This window comes from Streptomyces sp. NPDC111802, assembly GCF_055634335.1.
Window position 1 is genome coordinate 117,861 of record NZ_JBVKCZ010000018.1, and the last position, 17,007, is coordinate 134,867.

Here is a 17,007-nt window from a genome sequence, read left to right on the forward strand (position 1 = left end):
CCCCAGGGGCTCCGCCCCTTCGACCCCACCAGGGGGCTCCGCCCCCTGGACCCCCAATCGGCCCCGAAAGGGCCTCGTCCTCAAACGCCGGACGGGCTGGATGATGCGCACCGGCGTCGAGGAGGAGGCGTACCCCCACCGGCCGGCAGTCGCGTACGGCGGCAAGGGGACGTGCCGGGGGGTGTCCGCCCGCAGCGGCGGGCGTCAACAAACGCCATCCACCCTGCCAACAGCAACCGCCCGACCGAGGACGGACACCCCCCGGCACGACCCCGACCCACCCACCAACCGTTGGCGCTACGCGCACCCCCACCCCACCCCCACAGGCCGCCGCAGGCATCCCCACCCTCGAACCTGGAACCGAACCGATTCCCCCGGCGTATACATGGGCAGGGGGTGGTGCGGGGCGTGTTCCGGTGCGCTGAGCCTGATGTCCGCGCTGCGATCCGATCAAGATCCAGCGAAGGCCGGTGCGGATGTCAGTCCCGGCAGCGATACTTGGCGCGACGGATGACCACGGGGGAGGTCAGCAGTGACACAGACGCCGAAGAGCAGTGCGCCACCACCACCGGGCGCCGGCACGCCCACCATGCCGTCCGTACCTCCCCAGGCCGCCAGCCGGAGCACCGCACCCGCACCCACACCCGCACCGCCCACACCCGGCACGGAGCCGCGCCGCACCGCCTTCGCCGAGGGCCTCGACCAACTCCGCGCGGCCGCCACCACCGAACCAGGCCGCCTACGCATCATCGGCGCCCTGCTCGCCCTCCTCGTCATCGCCTTCGGCGCCATCGCCGCCTGGCAGATGACCGAGCGAGCGACCGCGGCCGACGACGTCCTCAACCGCAGCCAGCCCCTCACCTCCGACGCGGCCGACATCTACCGTTCCCTGGCGGACGCCAACACCGCCGCAGCCAGCGGCTACCTCGCCGGCCTGCAGGAGAAGCCCGCCATGCGCGAGGGCTACGAGACGGACATCCGCACCGCCGCCGCCAAACTCGTCACCGCGGCCGCCAACTCCGAACCGGGCTCCACCTCGGCGAACACGATCGCCGAACTCAGCAGACTGCTCCCGGAGTACAAGGGCCTGGTCGAAACGGCGAGGGCGAACAACCGCCAGGGCTACCCCGTGGGCGGCGCCTACCTGCGCGCGGCGAACGAGATGATGCAGCAACGGATGCTGCCGGCCGCCCAGAAGCTCCACCAGACGGAGAACCAACGCCTGCGCGACGACTACGCGGACGCGAAGTCCTTCCCCTGGGCCGCCGCAGGACTCGGCGTCCTCGCCCTGGCCGCCCTCGCCTGGGCCCAACACCGCAACTACCAGCGCACGAACAGGGTCCTGAACCACGGCCTGGTCACCGCGACGGCCGCCTCCACAGTGGTCCTGCTCTGGCTCACCGTCGGCCACGTCATCGCCCGCGCCGACCTGAACGACTCCTACGACCACGGCGTCCGCTCCCTGAACGTCCTGCACGAGGCCCGCATCGCCTCCCTCACCGCCCGTAGCGACGAGAACCTCACCCTGGTCCGAAGGGGCGCGGACACCAAGAGCCTCGCCGACGGCACGGTCGTGGACGCGTACGAGTGGGGCTACGACAAGGAGATCGACGAACTCGGCAAGACGCTCACCCGAGCCGAGGACCTCGCCGACGACACGGCGGGACTAAAGCCCGTACAGGACGCCAACGGTTTCATGAAGGTCTGGAAGGACCGCCACAGCGCAGCCCGCGACGACAACAACTCGGGCAACTACCAGGCCGCCCGCGACCGCGTCATCGGCGCCGCGAAGGAGCCGACGAGCGTGTGCTTCGACAACGTCGACAAGGCCCTGGCGACGGCGCTCACCCATGAGCAGAACGAGTTCCGGCAGGCCGCGAGCGACGGCCGTGACTCGCTGACCGGCCTCCCGACCGGCGCCGCGGTCCTCGCGGTCCTGGCCGCGGCCGGCGCGGTCCTCGGCATCGGCCGCAGGCTGTCGGAGTACCGGTGAGAGGGGGCACGACGATGAACGCACGCGGCACGACGCCGAAGACGCACGGCACGCCACCGAGCGGAGCCACCCCCTGGCGGCGCCTGCGCGCCGGCCTGCGCGGCTGGGGCGGCGTCGGAGGGATGGCCGTCCTGTGCGCCCTGGCCCTGGCCTTCGCGCTGCTGCTGCCCCTGTCCCAGCAGCACGGCGGCGACGGCGCCGAGCCCGCCGGCCAGGGCGTCGCCCACAGCAGCCCGGCCAAGGCCGAGGAGTGCGAGAACCCGCAGGACCAGAGCCTGTCCCCGTCCGGCGGCAACGGCGACACCCCTTCCCTGGACGCCATCAAGGACCGCAAGGACCGCCGCCTGATCGTCGGCGTCGACACCAACAGCTACCGCTGGGGCTACCTCGACCCGAACAACCCCTCCGGTGAGCTGGAGGGCTTCGACATCGACCTGGTCCACCGGATCGCCGAGGACATCCTCGGCGACCGTGACGCCGTGCAGTTCAAGGCGATCCCGACCAGCCGCCGGATCGAGGCCATCCAGAAGGGCGAGGTCGACATGGTGGTCCGCACCATGACGATCAACTGCGACCGGATCGAGCAAGTCGCCTTCTCCGCCCCGTACTTCGTCACCGGCCAGCAGGTCCTGGCCGCCAAGACCTCGACGATCACCGGGTTCGACAAGACCCTGGCCGAGCGGAAGGTGTGCTCGGCGGAGGGCTCCACCGCGTACGACAACCTGGCGGAGGGCAGGAAGTCCGGCGACCTCCCCGACTCCACCGACATCAGCACCACCGTGCCCAACCAGCTCGACTGTCTGGTGAAGTTGCAGCTCGGCGAGGTCGACGCGGTCGTGACCGACGGCGCGCTCGCCGCCAGTCAGGCCGCGCAGGACCCGACGGTCGAACTGAAGGGTGGCCTGTTCACCGACGAGTACTACGGCGTGGCGATGAAGTCGGGCTCGGACGATCTGGTACGCCAGGTCAACCGGACCTTGGAGAACTACGTCAAGGACGGCGGCTGGAAGGCGTCGTACGAGAAGTGGCTGCACCCGACCATGGACCAGGGCGACAAGAAGTCGGTGTCGGCGACCCCTCCCGAAGCCCGCTACAAGTGACGGACCATCGACGGACGGGTGTTACGACAACACAGGACAGACCGCCATACGCGACCACAGACCACAACGGACCGCAACGAACCACAACGCAGCGAGAGGTGATCGATGGGCGTCACGGACCCCGCCGGGCCGGTGATGGACCGGGACGAGGTGGACCGTGCGCTGGCGCGGCTCGGCGCGGAGCACGAGGCGATCGAGACCTCCCTCCTCGCCCTCCAGGACCACGCGGGCCGCAGACTTCTCGAGGGCGCCGAGCTCACGGGCGTCACCAAGGACCGCTGGACGGCCGCGGAGGCGTCGATCACGCTGCTGTGGGCGTACTTCGACGCGTACACGGACGCGTTGCGCTCCGCACGTGACATCCGCTCCCGTCGCCGCTGGTCCAGCCGTGACGACCTGGTGGAGCTGACGGAGCTGCTGCGCGGCGAGTCCGTGACGGTGGCCGGAAGCGCCGCGGCGGCCGCCAACGCCACGACCCTGCAAGGCGGTTCGAGCAAGCTCAGCGAACAGTTCTCGCTGGTCACCCTGGTGGACCGGATGAACGAGCTGTACGCGACCTCGCTCGACATGGTCGTCGCCGCCGACGCGGTCTGGTCGGCGCTGCCCGCCCGTATCGATTTACTCGCCGCGGAGCTGCAGCGCACCCGTCAACTCGCCCACTCCGTCGGAGTACGCCCCGGCGAGCACCCCTCGGGCGACGACCTGGAGCGCATCACGCGCACGCTCACCAGGCTGCGCGCGCAGGTGGTGTCCGACCCGCTCGCGTACTGGCTGCCCACGAAGGGAAGTTCGGCGCCGGGCGGCGGCAAGCCCGACACCACCGTGTACGACCGCGAGGCGCGCGCCCTGGAGGACGTACGCCGTGAGATCGACGCGGTACTGACGGTCCGTCAGGACGCCGAGCAGCGCCTGGTCAAGCTGCGTGACGTGCTCTCCCGCGCGGACCGTACGCTCGCCGAGGCCCGCACCGCGCGCGGCGAGGTGCTGGCGAAGATCGCCGCCACGGAGGTGCCGGTCGTCAGCGGCCCGCCGACCGTGCTCCAGGAGCAGCTGGCGACGGCCGCCGAGTACCGCAGACACGCCCAGTGGCACCGCCTCTCCCCGCTCCTTGAGTCCCTGGAGCAGAAGGCGGAGGACGAACTGCTGCGCGCCCGCGAGTCGTTGACCGCGGTCACCGCGCCGCTGGCGGTCCGCGCCGAGCTGCGCGGGCGCCTCGACGCGTACAAGGCGAAGGTCGCCCGGCACGGCTTCGCGGAGGACCCGTTCCTCATCGAGCGCTACGACGCGGCCCGCCGCATGCTGTGGAGCGCCCCCTGCGATCTGCGCGTCGCCGAACAGGCGGTCCTGCGCTACCAGCAGGCGGCGGCCGAACTGCTCGGCGGGGGCGGCCGCGTGCCGGGGCCGCGCGGGCCCGAGGACCGGAGGGGGCCGGGATCATGAGGGGCAGGGGGGAGTCGTCGTCATGAGTCAGGCACAGCAGAGCTGTCAGCGGCCGGACTGCGGCGGTACGTACGAGGACATGGGCGGCGGCGAGCTGTACTGCGACACCTGCGGTCTCGCCCCGGTCGTCTCGGCGTCCGGCATGGTCGGCTCGCCGCCCACCGGCGTGACGAGCGGCGGCAAGGATTCACGCGGCTCGGCGGGCAGCGGCAGCTCCCGCTCCACCAGCCGCGGCAGTTCGCGTACGTCGTCCCATTCGTCGAAGTCCCGGCGCTCGGTGTCGGGGCGGCTGTCGCGCTCGCTGTCGGGCCGTTCCACGGGCCGCTCGGTGTCGGTGCGCAGCTCCGGTTCGAGCGCCGGCTCCAGCGGGCGCGGCCGGCTCGGCGCCGGTCTGGTGCAGGTCCCGGACGTGCCGCGGCCCGATCCGCGCGCGATGGTGCTGGAGAATCCGGAGGTGCCCGAGCGCAAGCGGTTCTGCTCCCGCTCGGACTGCGGCGCACCGGTCGGCCGGGCCCGCGGCGAGCGGCCGGGCCGTACCGAGGGTTTCTGCACGAAGTGCGGGCACCCGTACTCGTTCGTCCCGAAGCTGAAGTCCGGCGACATCGTGCACGGCCAGTACGAGGTCGTGGGCTGTCTGGCGCACGGCGGCCTCGGCTGGATCTATCTGGCCGTGGACCGCGCGGTCTCCGACCGCTGGGTGGTGCTCAAGGGCCTGCTCGACACCGGCGACCAGGACGCGATGGCGGCGGCGATCTCCGAGCGGCGCTTCCTCGCGGAGATCGAGCACGCCAACATCGTGCGGATCTACAACTTCGTCGAGCACCTCGACAAGCGCACCGGCTCCCTCGACGGCTACATCGTGATGGAGTACGTCGGCGGCAAGTCCCTGAAGGAGATCGCGAACGACCGCCGCACGGAGACGGGCCGGCGCGATCCGCTGCCCGTCGAGCAGGCGTGCGCGTACGGCATCGAGGCCCTGGAGGCACTCGGCCATCTGCACGCCCGCAACCTGCTCTACTGCGACTTCAAGGTCGACAACGCCATCCAGACCGAGGACCAGCTCAAGCTGATCGACATGGGCGCGGTGCGCAGGATGGACGACGACGAGTCGGCCATCTACGGCACGGTGGGCTACCAGTCGCCGGAGGTCGCGGACGTCGGCCCGTCGGTCGCCTCCGACCTCTACACGGTCGCCCGCACCCTGGCCGTGCTGACCTTCGACTTCCAGGGCTATACGAACGTCTACGTCGACTCGCTGCCCGACCCCGACCACATCGAGGTCTTCCGCCAGTACGAGTCCTTCTACCGTCTGCTCGTGCGCGCCACCGACCCGGACCCGGCCCGCCGTTTCGCCTCGGCCCAGGAGATGTCGGAGCAGCTGACGGGTGTGCTGCGCGAGGTCGTGTCGTTGCAGTCGGGGCGGGCGCGGCCGTCGCTGTCGACGCTGTTCGGGCCCGAAGTGCGGGTGACGGACACGGAGTTGTTCCCGAAGCTGGACGGGGAGGTCTCGCGGTTGGGGGCACGCGTGGCGCCCGCCCGGAAGCAGCTCACCGCCCCCGGTCCCGCTGCCCTGGAGACCGGCACGGGCATCGTCAAACCCGTGGGCGCGCCCGCCGCCGCCCTCGCCCTGCCGGTCCCCCGCGTGGATCCCGCCGACCCCAACGCCGGTTTTCTCGCGGCGCTGATGACCACCGCGCCGGCCGAGCTGCTCGGCGCGGCGGCCGCCGCACCCGCGCCGTCGACGGAGACCCGGCTCAGGCAGGTGCGGGCCTGGCTGGAGAACGGCGACACGGCCACCGCGCACGAGGCGTTGCTGAAGCTGGAGGACGAGCGGCCGGACGACTGGCGGGTCGTCTGGTACCGCGGCGTGGCCGCGCTCGTCACCGGCGACCAGGAGGGCGCCGCGCTCGCCTTCGACGCGATCTACGACGCCTTCCCCGGCGAACCCGCCCCCAAGCTGGCCCTCGGCCTGTGCGCGGAGGTGCTGGGCCAGCTGGACAACGCCGCCGAGTACTACCGCCTCGTGTGGTCGACCGACCCGAGCTATGTCAGCGCCGCCTTCGGTCTGGCCCGCGTCCAGCTGGCGACCGGCGACCGCCGCGGCGCCGTGGGCACTCTGGAGTCGGTGCCGGAGAGCTCCATCCACTACACGGCCGCGCGGGTGGCGGCCGTCCGGGCCCGGCTGCGTCAACGCACGGCGGTCGCCGGTGACGTACCGTTTCTGGACGACCTGACCGCCGCCGCGGGGCAGGTGGAGGCGCTGGAGGCGTACGGCCTGGACCCGGCGCGCAGGGAGCAGTTGTCGGCGGAAGTCCTCGGCTGCGCGCTGGACTGGATACTCTCCGGGGGCCAGGGTTCCGCCCCTCCCGCCGCCGGAGGACGGACGCTGCTCGGCAGCGGCCTGGACGAGCGGGGACTGCGTTTCGGTCTGGAGCGTTCGTACCGCATGCTGGCCCGGCTCGCGCGGGGCGGCGAGGAGAGGATCGACCTGGTGGAACGTGCCAACCGTTACCGCCCCCGGACGTGGGTGTAGTTGATGTCGCAGATGCCCCAGTTGTCCGCCTGCCCGAGCTGCGAATGGCCGCTCGAGTCGGGTGACCGTTTCTGCGGTGCGTGTGGATACGATCTGTCCGCCGTGCCCGTACGGCCGGACGACCACCCCACCATCGCCCTGAACGGCTCGACGCCGCCCCCCGCCGGGGCTGCGCCCGGCATGGACTGGCCCGTCACCCCCGCACCGGACGGCTCCTCCGCCCCGGCGCCCGCGCATCTGCCGACGGATCCGCCCCCGGGCACTCCCCCACCCCCGCAGGCACCGCCGATCCCCGCGCCGGCGCCCCCTGCGACGGTCGGCCCCGATGTGCCGCCGGCCCCGGCAGGTCCCGCGCCGACCGGCTCGCCCGTGTCCTCAGCCTCCGGCGTACGGTTCGACCGTCCGCCGGAGCCCGAGGAGTACCCGTTGCAGGCACCCGACCCGCGCATCGCCGCCGACCTGCCGACCCCGCCCGAGGGCACCAAGGTGTGCGTCGCGTGCCGTGCAGGGCGTGTGGATCACGACGGCTACTGCGAGAACTGCGGGCACGCCCAGCCGCGCGAGCGCGACCACATGGAGCTGGACGCCGGCCCGGTCGCCGCCGTCAGCGACCGGGGTCTGCGCCATCACCGCAACGAGGACGCGTTCGCCATCGGCTGCACCGCGCTGCCCGACGGCCGTCCCGCCGTCGTGGCGATCGTCTGCGACGGCGTGTCCTCGGCGACCCGCCCCGACGCCGCCTCGATGGCCGCGTCCCGGGCCGCGAGCGAGTCGCTGCTGACCGCCCTGCCGCGCGGCACGCACCCGCAGCAGGCCATGCACGACGCGATCATCGCCGCCTCGAACTCGGTCAACGCGCTCGCCGCCGAGCCCGCCACGGCCCGCGAGCACGCCCCGCACCAGAACGCTCCGGCCTGCACCTTCGTCGGCGCCGTGGTCACCGCCGGCCTGCTGGTCGTCGGCTGGGTCGGGGACAGCCGCGCCTACTGGGTGCCGGTGGACCGCAGCACTCCCCCGGCCCGGCTCACCGAGGACGACTCCTGGGCCGCGCAGATGGTCGCCGCGGGCCTGATGAACGAGGCCGAGGCGTACGCCGACGAGCGCGCCCACGCCATCACCGGCTGGCTCGGCGCGGACGCCTACGAACTGGAGCCGCACACCGCTTCCTTCAAGCCCGACCGTCCGGGTGTAGTGGTGGTGTGCACGGACGGGCTGTGGAACTACGCGGAGGCGGCCGAGGACATGGCCGACGTCGTACCCCTCGACGCCGCCGCGCGCCCCCTGCACAGCGCCCAGGTGCTCGTCGGACACGCGCTCGACGGCGGGGGCCACGACAACGTAACAGTGGCCGTCCTGCCGTTCCCGGCGCCGCCGATAGGGGCAGGATCGGCCTGAGGCCTACTGCGGGGACGGCCTCATCGGACCGGAGGGGACCGGTCCGTCGACAGCCATGGCCCTGCCATGGGGTTCTTTAGGGGGATTTGAGAACGTATGGCCAACTTCTCGAAATCAAGCGTGCCGCAGTTCTCGGTGGACGTGTACCAGAACGAGTACCTGCCGGAGGGCGGCCGCGAGGTCAACGCGATCGTCACGGTCACCTCGACCGGCGGCGGCACGGTCGGCAGCGCGGTCGCCGCGCCCCATCTGTACGCGACGGGACAGAGCCCGTCCGCGGCCGTGGCGATCATGGTCGACTGCTCGGGCTCGATGGACTACCCGCCGACCAAGATGCGCAACGCCCGCGACGCCACGGCGGCCGCGATCGACACCCTGCGCGACGGTGTGCACTTCGCGGTGATCGGCGGCACACACGTGGCCAAGGAGGTGTATCCGGGCGGCGGCCGCCTCGCGGTGGCCGACGCCACCACCCGCGACCAGGCCAAACAGGCGCTGCGCAGGCTCAGCGCGGGCGGCGGCACGGCCATCGGCACCTGGCTGCGCCTCGCCGACCGGCTGCTGTCCTCGGCCGATGTCGCCATCCGGCACGGCATCCTGCTCACCGACGGCCGCAATGAGCACGAGTCGCCCGAGGACCTCAGGGCCGCGCTCGACTCCTGTGCCGGGCGGTTCACCTGTGACGCCCGTGGCGTGGGCACCGACTGGGAAGTGAAAGAAGTCACAGGAATCGCCTCCGCCCTGCTCGGCAGCGCCGACATCGTCGCCGATCCGGCCGGCCTGGCCGCCGACTTCACACAGATGATGGAGACGGCGATGGGCAAGGAGGTCGCGGACGTCGCGCTGCGGCTGTGGACGCCGGTCGGCACGACCATCAAGTTCGTCAAGCAAGTCGCGCCGACGGTCGAGCAGTTGACCGACCGGCGCACCGAGGCGGGTCCGCGGGCCGGGGACTACCCCACGGGTTCCTGGGGCGACGAGTCCCGTGACTACCACGTTTGCGTCGAGGTCCCGGCCGCGGAGATCGGCCGGGAGATGCTCGCCGCCCGGGTCTCCCTGGTCGTCCCGCAACCCGACGGCAGCGCGGGGAACTTGGGCGCGCAGGGCCTCGTACGGGCCGTATGGACCGACGACATGGTCGCCTCGACGTCGATCAATCCGCAGGTCGCCCACTACACCGGCCAGGCCGAACTGGCACAGGCCATTCAACAAGGGCTCGATCTTCGCAAAGCGGGCGATATCGATGGAGCAACGGCCAAACTGGGCCGGGCCGTTCAGCTCGCCAGCGCCTCCGGAAACGCGGATACCGCGAAACTCCTTGCGAAGGTGGTGGACGTTGTCGATGCCGCGGCGGGTACTGTGCGACTGAAGGCGAAGGTCGCGGAGGCCGACGAGATGACTCTCGAGACACGGTCGACAAAGACTGTTCGTGTAAAGAAGTGACCTAGCAGGACCCTTGCAGGACCCTGAAAAGAGCGAGCCTGGCCCCTCGGGGTTGGAGAAATCCGGTCGAAAGCGACCGGAAAGGAGAGGGGGAAGCGCCGACATGCCGACCTGCCCGAACGGACACCAGTCGGGTTCCGACGACTGGTGCGAGGTCTGCGGTCACCGCATGGCCGGTGCCGTACCTCCACCCCCTCCGCCGCCGCCCCCGCCCGGCGGTGGCTACGGCTTCCCGCCGCCCGGCGGCCCCGGCGGTCCCGGCCCCGGTCCCGGTCCCGGTGGTCCGTCCGGTGGCCCGAACATCGGTCAGCCGGGCGGTCATCAGCCCATGCCCGGCCCCCCGGAGCCCGAGCTCTGCCCGCAGTGCCGTACGCCGCGTGAGGGCGGTGCGCCGTTCTGCGAGGAATGCCGGTGGAACTTCCTGACCAACACGGCGACGTCCTACACGCCCGCCGCGCCGCGCTCGTCGGCGCCCGGCGGACCTGGCCTGCCGTCCCACTTCCAGCAGCAGTCCGGGCCCCCGCCGTCGTTCGGCGGCGGTGACTCGTACGAGTACCAGGGCTCGCGCCCGTCCCAGGTGAACCGCCCGGCGGAACCGATCCCGCCCTTCGGCGCGGAGCCGCAGGGACCGGGCGGACCCGGCGCACCGGGTGGCCCTGGCGCTCCCGGCCCGGCCCCCGGCCCCGGCCCCGGCGGCATGGGTGGCCCCGGTTCGGGCTTCGGCGGCCCTGGCCCCGGCGGACCGGGCGGCTTCGGCGCGGGCCCCGGCGGCCCCGGCGGCCCCGGCAACACGAACCCCGGTGGCCCCGGCGGACCGGGCGGACCGGGTGCTCCTGGCGCCCCCGGTGGTCCCGGCGGCCCCGGCGGCCCTGGAATGAACGCCCCCTCCGGCTTCGGCGGCGACCCGTCGCGCCAGGCTCCACCGCCGCCCGGCGGTCCCGGCGCGACCGGCGGCGCTCCGCAGGCGTTCCATCCGGCCGGCCCCGGCCCTTCCGCACCGCCGGCCCCGCCCGGGTTCGGTCAGGATCCGAACCGTCCGCAGCCCGGCGGCCCGTCCTTCGGCGGCGGTGACGACGACTGGGTGATCTCCCCGCCGTCGTCGGGCCCCGGCGCGCCCCCGCAGGGCGGCTACGGCTACCCGCCGCCCGGCGCGACCCAGGCCCCGCCGCCGCCCGGCCCCGGCTACCAGCAGCAGCCGATGACCTGGATGGCGACCATCGGTCCGGACCGTGACTACTTCATGGCGATGATGCAGCGCTCCGGCCCCGAGGCCGCGGGCCTGAACCTGCCCGCGTACTCGCCCGAGCAGCAGCGCGCGCTCACCGGCAACCAGGTCACCATCGGCCGCCGCCGCCACTCCACCGGCGACACCCCCGACATCGACCTGTCGGTGCCGCCGGAGGACCCGGGCGTCTCGCACCAGCACGCGGTCCTGGTCCAGCAGCCGGACGGCACCTGGGCGGTCGTCGACCAGAACTCGACGAACGGCACGACGGTGAACGGCTCCGAGGACCCGATCCAGCCCTTCGTCCCGGTACCGCTGCAGGACGGCGACCGGGTGCACGTCGGGGCGTGGACGACGATCACGATCCGGCGAGGCTAGGTCTCTCGATACCGGGAGGGGGCGGTCGTACGGCACTTTCTCGCCGTACGACCGCCCCCTCCCGGCGTTTCAACCGGGCAGCGGCCACGCGTACGGCCCCTCGGGGTCGTCCAGCCACGCCCACTCGTGCTCGCCGCGCACCGTGATCCCGTACCGCTCCCGCTGGGGCTGCCCCTCGCGCTCCCACAGCGCGTACGCCTCCTGCGGGTCGAGTCTGCCGTGGGTCAGGGCGAGCAGGAAGCGGAACAGTTCGTGTTCCCTGGCCCGGCGCGGCAGCCCGCCCATGTGCGCCGGCTCCGGCTCGTTGCGGCTGCCGCCGCGCAGCGGCACGAAGTAGGCGGGCGTGTGCAGAAAGCGCCCCTCGGCGTGCTCGGTGTCCCGTACGGCGAGGGCGACCAGGCCGGTGGCGAGCGGCGTCAGCACACGGGCGCCGGGGCGGCACTGGGCGAGCCAGGCGCGGGGGATCGACGGCAGGGTGCAGGTCGCGATGACGCGGTCGAAGGGGGCGCGCTCGGGCACGCCGCGTGCGCCGTCACCGGTGACGACGGCGGGGCGGTGGCCGGCCGCCTCCAGATGCCGTCGTGCCGACTCGGTGATCTCGGGCTCCAGGTCGATGGTGGTGACGAGATCGTCGTCGCCGAGCCGGTGGGCGAGCAGGGCGGCGTTGTAGCCCGTGCCCGCGCCGATCTCCAGCACCTTGTTGCCGTCCGCCACCTCCAGCGCGACCAGCATCATCGCCATCAGGGACGGCTGGCTGCTGGAGGAGAGCAGTTCGCCGTCGCGCAGCCGGGTGGCCAGCGGGGTGTCCGCGTAGGCGCCGCGCACCCAGCGCTCCCGTGCGGCCGGGTCGGGGCTCTCCCCCCAGCGGCGCTCGTATCCGCCCACGACACCGACGTAGTAGTACGGCACGAACAGATGCCGGGGAACGGCGGCGAAGGCCTCCCGCCACACGGGGTCGTCTGCCCAGGCCCCGCTCCTGTCGATCTCGCGCACCAGTGCGGCCCGCGCCGAGGCGGCGACGTCGTCCAGGTCCCTGTCGAGAGCGTGTGCGCCCATACGTCCACTGTCCTGCCCGAGACGGTGTGAGGCGAGCACCTCGCCGGACGATCCGGAACGCGTCACTCGGGGCCGGACTCTCGTGATCTGTCGGCTGGTCCTAAGCCTGGAGTCCTCGGTCGCCGCGTCTGAGAGCATGGAGGGCGTGAATGAGATTCGGCGCGGCACACTGCAGGAGCAGACCTTCTACGAGCAGGTCGGCGGGGAGGAGACCTTCCGCCGCCTCGTCCACCGCTTCTACGAGGGTGTCGCGGAGGACCCGCTGCTGCGGCCCATGTACCCGGAGGAGGACCTGGGCCCGGCCGAGGAGCGCCTGACCTTCTTCCTGATCCAGTACTGGGGCGGCCCGACGACGTACAGCGAGAACCGCGGCCACCCCCGCCTGCGCATGCGCCACGCCCCCTTCACCGTCGACCGCGCGGCGCACGACGCCTGGCTGAAGCACATGCGGGTCGCCGTCGACGAGCTCGGCCTCTCCGAGGAGCACGAGCGGACGCTGTGGAACTACCTGACGTACGCGGCGGCGTCGATGGTGAACACGGAGGGCTGAGCCTGCCGGGCCTCCCGAGGACGTCAGCGGACGCTGACGTCCAGCGCCCCGAGCCCCGCCCTGCGCACGGCGATCGATCCGTACGGCGTACGCAGCCTGAGCCACGCCCCCGACGAGAAGAGGCCGACCGGCGCCTCGTCGGGCGCTGGCGCGTCGCCCCGGCCGCGCAGGAAGCCCAGTGACTGGGCCGCGTGCACGGCCCGTACCGGGAGCAGGGTGTCCGCGACCGTGCGGGACCAGATCTCCCGACCGATCCGGTCGAGTTCGGCCCGGGTGCGCAGCTCGGGCGCCAACTCCTGGGTGCGGGACCGGAATTCGGCGACCGAGGTGCCGACCATGGTGCGCAGCTCGCCCGGTGCCGGCAGTCCCGTCTCACGCCGCCAGCCGCCGCGCGGTGGGAGCACACCCGCCCACGGCGGGCCGGTGACCGCGGCCGGGACGGTAGCGGTGGCCGCCGGCTCGTCGACGGACTCCAGGAGTTCACCCGCGGAGACGGTCACGTCCAGCGTGACGTCGAGTCCGCTCTCGTACGGCTTCGCCAGCCGTACCGCGCGGATCGCCAGCACCTCGAAGGACGGCGGCCGCCCGAAGACGGCGAGCGCGGTGCCGGCCGCCTGGACGCGCACCGCGGCCCCACGGTCGTAGTGGAGCAGCCGGGAGAGGAAGGCCGCGAGATCCGCCGCCTCCCCCTCGTCGGCGAGGTGGAGCACCGTCATGCGGCGACGGCCTCCTCCTCGTCGTTCTCATCGTCCGCGTCGTCCGTGTACTCGCGGAGGAACTCCTTCTCCTCCGCGGTGAGCCGGCGCGGGCGTTCCGCCTCGAAGTCGAACGGCACGACCACCGTCGAGGCCCGGACATAGACCAGGTCGTCGTCCTTCACCTCGTAGGTGATGGTGAAGGACGCGGCCCTGATCTCGGTGATCCACAGCTCGATGTCCACCGGGTGGTGCCGGTGGACGAGCTGCCGCTTGTAGTCGATCTCGTGGCGCGCCACCACCGACCCCTGCTTGAAGTCCTTCTCCGGACGGAACAGGAAGTCGATACGGGCTTCCTCCAGGTAGCGGACGAAGACCGCGTTGTTGACATGTCCGTACGCGTCCATGTCGGACCAGCGCAGGGGGCAGCGGTAGATGTGGCGCAAGATCGATCAGCCCCGGGTCAGCTTCTTGTAGGTGGCGCGGTGCGGACGGGTGGCGTCCGCACCGAGCCGCTCGACCTTGTTCTTCTCGTACGACTCGAAGTTGCCCTCGAACCAGAACCACTTGGACTCACCCTCGTAGGCGAGGATGTGCGTGGCGACACGGTCGAGGAACCACCGGTCGTGGGAGACGACGACGGCACAGCCCGGGAAGTCGAGCAGGGCGTTCTCCAGCGAGGAGAGCGTCTCGACGTCGAGGTCGTTGGTCGGCTCGTCGAGGAGCAGCAGGTTGCCGCCCTGCTTGAGGGTGAGCGCGAGGTTGAGGCGGTTGCGCTCACCGCCGGAGAGGACGCCGGCCGGCTTCTGCTGGTCGGGACCCTTGAACCCGAACGCGGACACGTACGCCCGCGACGGCATCTCCACCTGACCCACGTTGATGTAGTCGAGCTCGTCGCTGACCACGGCCCACAGGGTCTTCTTCGGGTCGATGTTCTCGCGGCTCTGGTCGACGTAGGAGATCTTGACCGTCTCGCCGACCTTGATGTCGCCGGCGTCGGGCGTCTCCAGACCCTGGATCATCTTGAAGAGGGTCGTCTTGCCGGCGCCGTTGGGACCGATGACCCCGACGATGCCGTTGCGAGGCAGCGTGAACGAGAGATCATCGATGAGGACCTTCTCTCCGAAGGCCTTGCTGAGGTTGTTGACCTCCACGACGATGCTGCCCAGCCGCGGGCCCGGCGGGATCTGGATCTCCTCGAAGTCCAGCTTCCGCATCTTGTCCGCCTCGGCGGCCATCTCCTCGTAGCGGGCCAGCCGCGCCTTGGACTTGGCCTGCCGGCCCTTGGCGTTGGAGCGGACCCACTCGAGCTCTTCCTTGAGCCTCTTCGCCCGCTTGGCGTCCTTCTGCCCCTCGACCTTCAGACGGGTCTGCTTGGTCTCGAGGTACGTGGAGTAGTTGCCCTCGTAGGGGTAGGCGCGGCCGCGGTCGAGCTCGAGGATCCACTCGGCGACGTTGTCCAGGAAGTACCGGTCGTGGGTGATGGCCACGACGGTGCCCGCGTACTTGGCGAGGTGCTGCTCCAGCCAGTTCACGGACTCGGCGTCGAGGTGGTTGGTCGGCTCGTCGAGCAGCAGCAGGTCAGGGGCTTCCAGCAGCAGCTTGCACAGCGCGACGCGGCGCTTCTCACCACCGGAGAGGTTGACGACGGGCCAGTCACCGGGCGGGCAGCCGAGCGCGTCCATGGCCTGCTCGAGCTGGGCGTCGAGGTCCCACGCGTTGGCGTGGTCGAGGTCCTCCTGGAGCTTGCCCATCTCGTCGAGGAGCGCGTCGGAGTAGTCGGTGGCCATCAGCTCGGCGATCTCGTTGAACCGGTCGAGCTTGCCCTTGACCGCGGCGACGCCCTCCTGGACGTTCTCCAGGACGGTCTTCTCGTCGTTCAGCTTGGGCTCCTGCATCAGGATCCCGACGCTGTAACCGGGCGACAGGAAGGCGTCACCGTTCGACGGCTGCTCAAGCCCCGCCATGATCTTCAGAACGGTCGACTTACCGGCACCGTTCGGGCCGACGACGCCGATCTTCGCTCCGGGGAGGAAGTTCAGGGTGACGTCGTCGAGGATCACCTTGTCGCCGTGCGCTTTGCGCGCCTTGCGCATGGTGTAAATGAACTCAGCCAAGAGAAACCGTCCGGCAGCTTGAAATCAGGCAGTGGGCAGATACACCCCATCTTGCCGGATCGCCACCCCTGGGGGGAAACGGGTATGGGCGGGGGGCCCTGACCTGGGGATTCGCTGATGGCGGCTCTGGCTCGACTGTCAATGTCGGTCGCCGTCGGTCGGCCTCGGGCGCCCTCACACGGCCCAGAGACGGCCCAGCATCGGGGGTGCTCACTCAAGAGGCTGGACCGCTACCCGCAGCTGCTCGCTATGGAGCCAGGTGAAGGTGCGGTCGGGTTCGAGGTGGGCGTCTCCCCAGTGGATGACGTGGATGCCGTTCTCCGGGTCGGCCGTGAAGAAGAGGCACACGAGCTTCGTGGATGCGCCGAGGGCCTCGAAAGTCTCGTGCAGCTCCTCGAACTCCTCTGTCGTGAGCTCGTCGTCAAGAGGGAAGAGGCCGTCTTGCGGCGCCGGCCCATGGCTCAGGAGCATCCGCCGGCGCGTAGGGGAAGCGTTGGCTGCCAGTCGCGCACGTTCGAGGGGCTTGGGGCGGTCGGCGTATTTAAATGGGAAGAGCGCGTGGTCGTTGATGACGGCGTACTCATACCCGCGCACGTCCCGCACGGCTTCGTCCAACTCACGAGCCGTATCCGCGAGGTTCTCACGAACTGCCTCGGCCAGGGTGGCGCCGTACGGGCTGCGCTTCTTCAGCCTCGCGGTGAGGTGAACCGCATGAGCTCGCGTGTGGGCCCTGGCCAGCTGCTCCGGAATCGCTTCGACGAGCGTGCCGGCATGCTGCCCGAACCGCTCCACGGCCCAGTCCGACGGTTCACTGTGTTTGCCACCCAGCACGGACATACAGAGTCCCCCTCACCCAGACACCCCGCCTACCAACTGTGTGACACGTACATGAAGCATCAACAAGGGAGCGGATCCGGCCACACGGCGCGAAGGAGCCTGTTTGGTGCACCGACAGGCTTGGAGCGGGCTTGGAAGATGGCCTATTGAGGTGAGTGACGGCGTCTGCGGCGACATACCTTCGATAGGCACCCAACCGTCATGCGACTGAACACGCTGTCGGTCGCAGTCTCGCCATGAGGGTA

At 71.3% G+C, this 17,007-nt stretch carries 13 protein-coding genes; 8 read left to right on the plus strand and 5 right to left on the minus strand.

Annotated features, from left to right (window positions below; translation table 11 throughout):
- The first annotated feature begins 532 nt into the window (after nt 1-532).
- The 7 genes from ACZ7NC_RS21370 to ACZ7NC_RS21400 all read left to right on the plus strand — a co-directional run bounded on the left by ACZ7NC_RS21370 (nt 533) and on the right by ACZ7NC_RS21400 (nt 11,507).
- Nucleotides 533-1,993 (plus strand): hypothetical protein, encoded by a 1,461-nt coding sequence (locus ACZ7NC_RS21370; protein WP_471490367.1) that lies wholly within the window; start codon nt 533-535, stop codon nt 1,991-1,993.
- Between the two features lie 122 nt (nt 1,994-2,115).
- Nucleotides 2,116-3,093: a glutamate ABC transporter substrate-binding protein gene (locus tag ACZ7NC_RS21375; protein ID WP_471490473.1), complete on the plus strand. Its 978-nt coding sequence runs from the start codon at nt 2,116-2,118 to the stop codon at nt 3,091-3,093.
- A 105-nt stretch (nt 3,094-3,198) separates the two neighbouring features.
- Nucleotides 3,199-4,533 carry a hypothetical protein gene (locus ACZ7NC_RS21380; protein WP_471490369.1) on the plus strand — a complete coding sequence of 445 codons (1,335 nt, stop codon included), beginning with the start codon at nt 3,199-3,201 and terminating at the stop codon, nt 4,531-4,533.
- Nucleotides 4,534-4,555: 22 nt separating this feature from the next.
- Nucleotides 4,556-7,066, plus strand: a complete 2,511-nt coding sequence (locus ACZ7NC_RS21385; protein WP_471490371.1) for a serine/threonine-protein kinase — start codon at nt 4,556-4,558, stop codon at nt 7,064-7,066.
- A 3-nt stretch (nt 7,067-7,069) separates the two neighbouring features.
- Nucleotides 7,070-8,461: a PP2C family serine/threonine-protein phosphatase gene (locus ACZ7NC_RS21390; RefSeq protein WP_471490373.1), complete on the plus strand. Its 1,392-nt coding sequence runs from the start codon at nt 7,070-7,072 to the stop codon at nt 8,459-8,461.
- 96 nt (nt 8,462-8,557) lie between these two features.
- Nucleotides 8,558-9,904 carry a vWA domain-containing protein gene (locus tag ACZ7NC_RS21395; protein ID WP_471490374.1) on the plus strand — a complete coding sequence of 449 codons (1,347 nt, stop codon included), beginning with the start codon at nt 8,558-8,560 and terminating at the stop codon, nt 9,902-9,904.
- 103 nt (nt 9,905-10,007) lie between these two features.
- A complete protein-coding gene (locus tag ACZ7NC_RS21400; RefSeq protein WP_471490376.1) occupies nt 10,008-11,507 on the plus strand; it encodes an FHA domain-containing protein in 1,500 nt (499 codons plus the stop codon).
- A gap of 69 nt (nt 11,508-11,576) precedes the next feature.
- On the opposite strand, the gene ACZ7NC_RS21405 is transcribed toward ACZ7NC_RS21400, so the two are convergent.
- Nucleotides 11,577-12,563 carry a methyltransferase domain-containing protein gene (locus ACZ7NC_RS21405; protein WP_471490377.1) on the minus strand — a complete coding sequence of 329 codons (987 nt, stop codon included), beginning with the start codon at nt 12,561-12,563 and terminating at the stop codon, nt 11,577-11,579.
- A 136-nt stretch (nt 12,564-12,699) separates the two neighbouring features.
- Here ACZ7NC_RS21405 and ACZ7NC_RS21410 point away from each other — a divergent pair, with 136 nt between their 5' ends.
- Nucleotides 12,700-13,113, plus strand: a complete 414-nt coding sequence (locus tag ACZ7NC_RS21410) for a globin (protein ID WP_471490379.1) — start codon at nt 12,700-12,702, stop codon at nt 13,111-13,113.
- 23 nt (nt 13,114-13,136) lie between these two features.
- Here the strand turns inward: ACZ7NC_RS21410 and ACZ7NC_RS21415 are convergent, their stop codons facing one another.
- The 4 genes from ACZ7NC_RS21415 to ACZ7NC_RS21430 form a co-directional block, all read right to left on the minus strand.
- Entirely contained in the window at nt 13,137-13,829 is a 693-nt protein-coding gene (locus ACZ7NC_RS21415; protein ID WP_471490381.1) for a DUF8185 domain-containing protein, read from the minus strand.
- Entirely contained in the window at nt 13,826-14,254 is a 429-nt protein-coding gene (locus ACZ7NC_RS21420; protein ID WP_471490382.1) for an acyl-CoA thioesterase, read from the minus strand. Before ACZ7NC_RS21420 ends, ACZ7NC_RS21415 begins: the two co-directional genes overlap by 4 nt.
- Before the next feature lie 6 nt (nt 14,255-14,260).
- Complete coding sequence (gene ettA, locus ACZ7NC_RS21425; protein WP_471490383.1) at nt 14,261-15,925, minus strand: energy-dependent translational throttle protein EttA; 1,665 nt, start codon at nt 15,923-15,925, stop codon at nt 14,261-14,263.
- A gap of 210 nt (nt 15,926-16,135) precedes the next feature.
- Complete coding sequence (locus ACZ7NC_RS21430; protein WP_471490385.1) at nt 16,136-16,762, minus strand: hypothetical protein; 627 nt, start codon at nt 16,760-16,762, stop codon at nt 16,136-16,138.
- Between the last annotated feature and the right edge of the window lie 245 nt (nt 16,763-17,007).

Coding starts and splice junctions, on each gene's coding strand:
- ACZ7NC_RS21430 (WP_471490385.1), bottom strand. CDS start 16,762: ATGTCCGTGCTGGGTGGCAAACACAGTGAACCGTCGGACTGGGCCGTG.
- ACZ7NC_RS21375 (WP_471490473.1), top strand. CDS start 2,116: ATGGCCGTCCTGTGCGCCCTGGCCCTGGCCTTCGCGCTGCTGCTGCCC.
- ACZ7NC_RS21385 (WP_471490371.1), top strand. CDS start 4,556: ATGAGTCAGGCACAGCAGAGCTGTCAGCGGCCGGACTGCGGCGGTACG.
- ACZ7NC_RS21390 (WP_471490373.1), top strand. CDS start 7,070: ATGTCGCAGATGCCCCAGTTGTCCGCCTGCCCGAGCTGCGAATGGCCG.
- ACZ7NC_RS21415 (WP_471490381.1), bottom strand. CDS start 13,829: ATGACGGTGCTCCACCTCGCCGACGAGGGGGAGGCGGCGGATCTCGCG.
- ACZ7NC_RS21380 (WP_471490369.1), top strand. CDS start 3,199: ATGGGCGTCACGGACCCCGCCGGGCCGGTGATGGACCGGGACGAGGTG.
- ACZ7NC_RS21410 (WP_471490379.1), top strand. CDS start 12,700: ATGGAGGGCGTGAATGAGATTCGGCGCGGCACACTGCAGGAGCAGACC.
- ACZ7NC_RS21395 (WP_471490374.1), top strand. CDS start 8,558: ATGGCCAACTTCTCGAAATCAAGCGTGCCGCAGTTCTCGGTGGACGTG.
- ACZ7NC_RS21405 (WP_471490377.1), bottom strand. CDS start 12,563: ATGGGCGCACACGCTCTCGACAGGGACCTGGACGACGTCGCCGCCTCG.
- ACZ7NC_RS21400 (WP_471490376.1), top strand. CDS start 10,008: ATGCCGACCTGCCCGAACGGACACCAGTCGGGTTCCGACGACTGGTGC.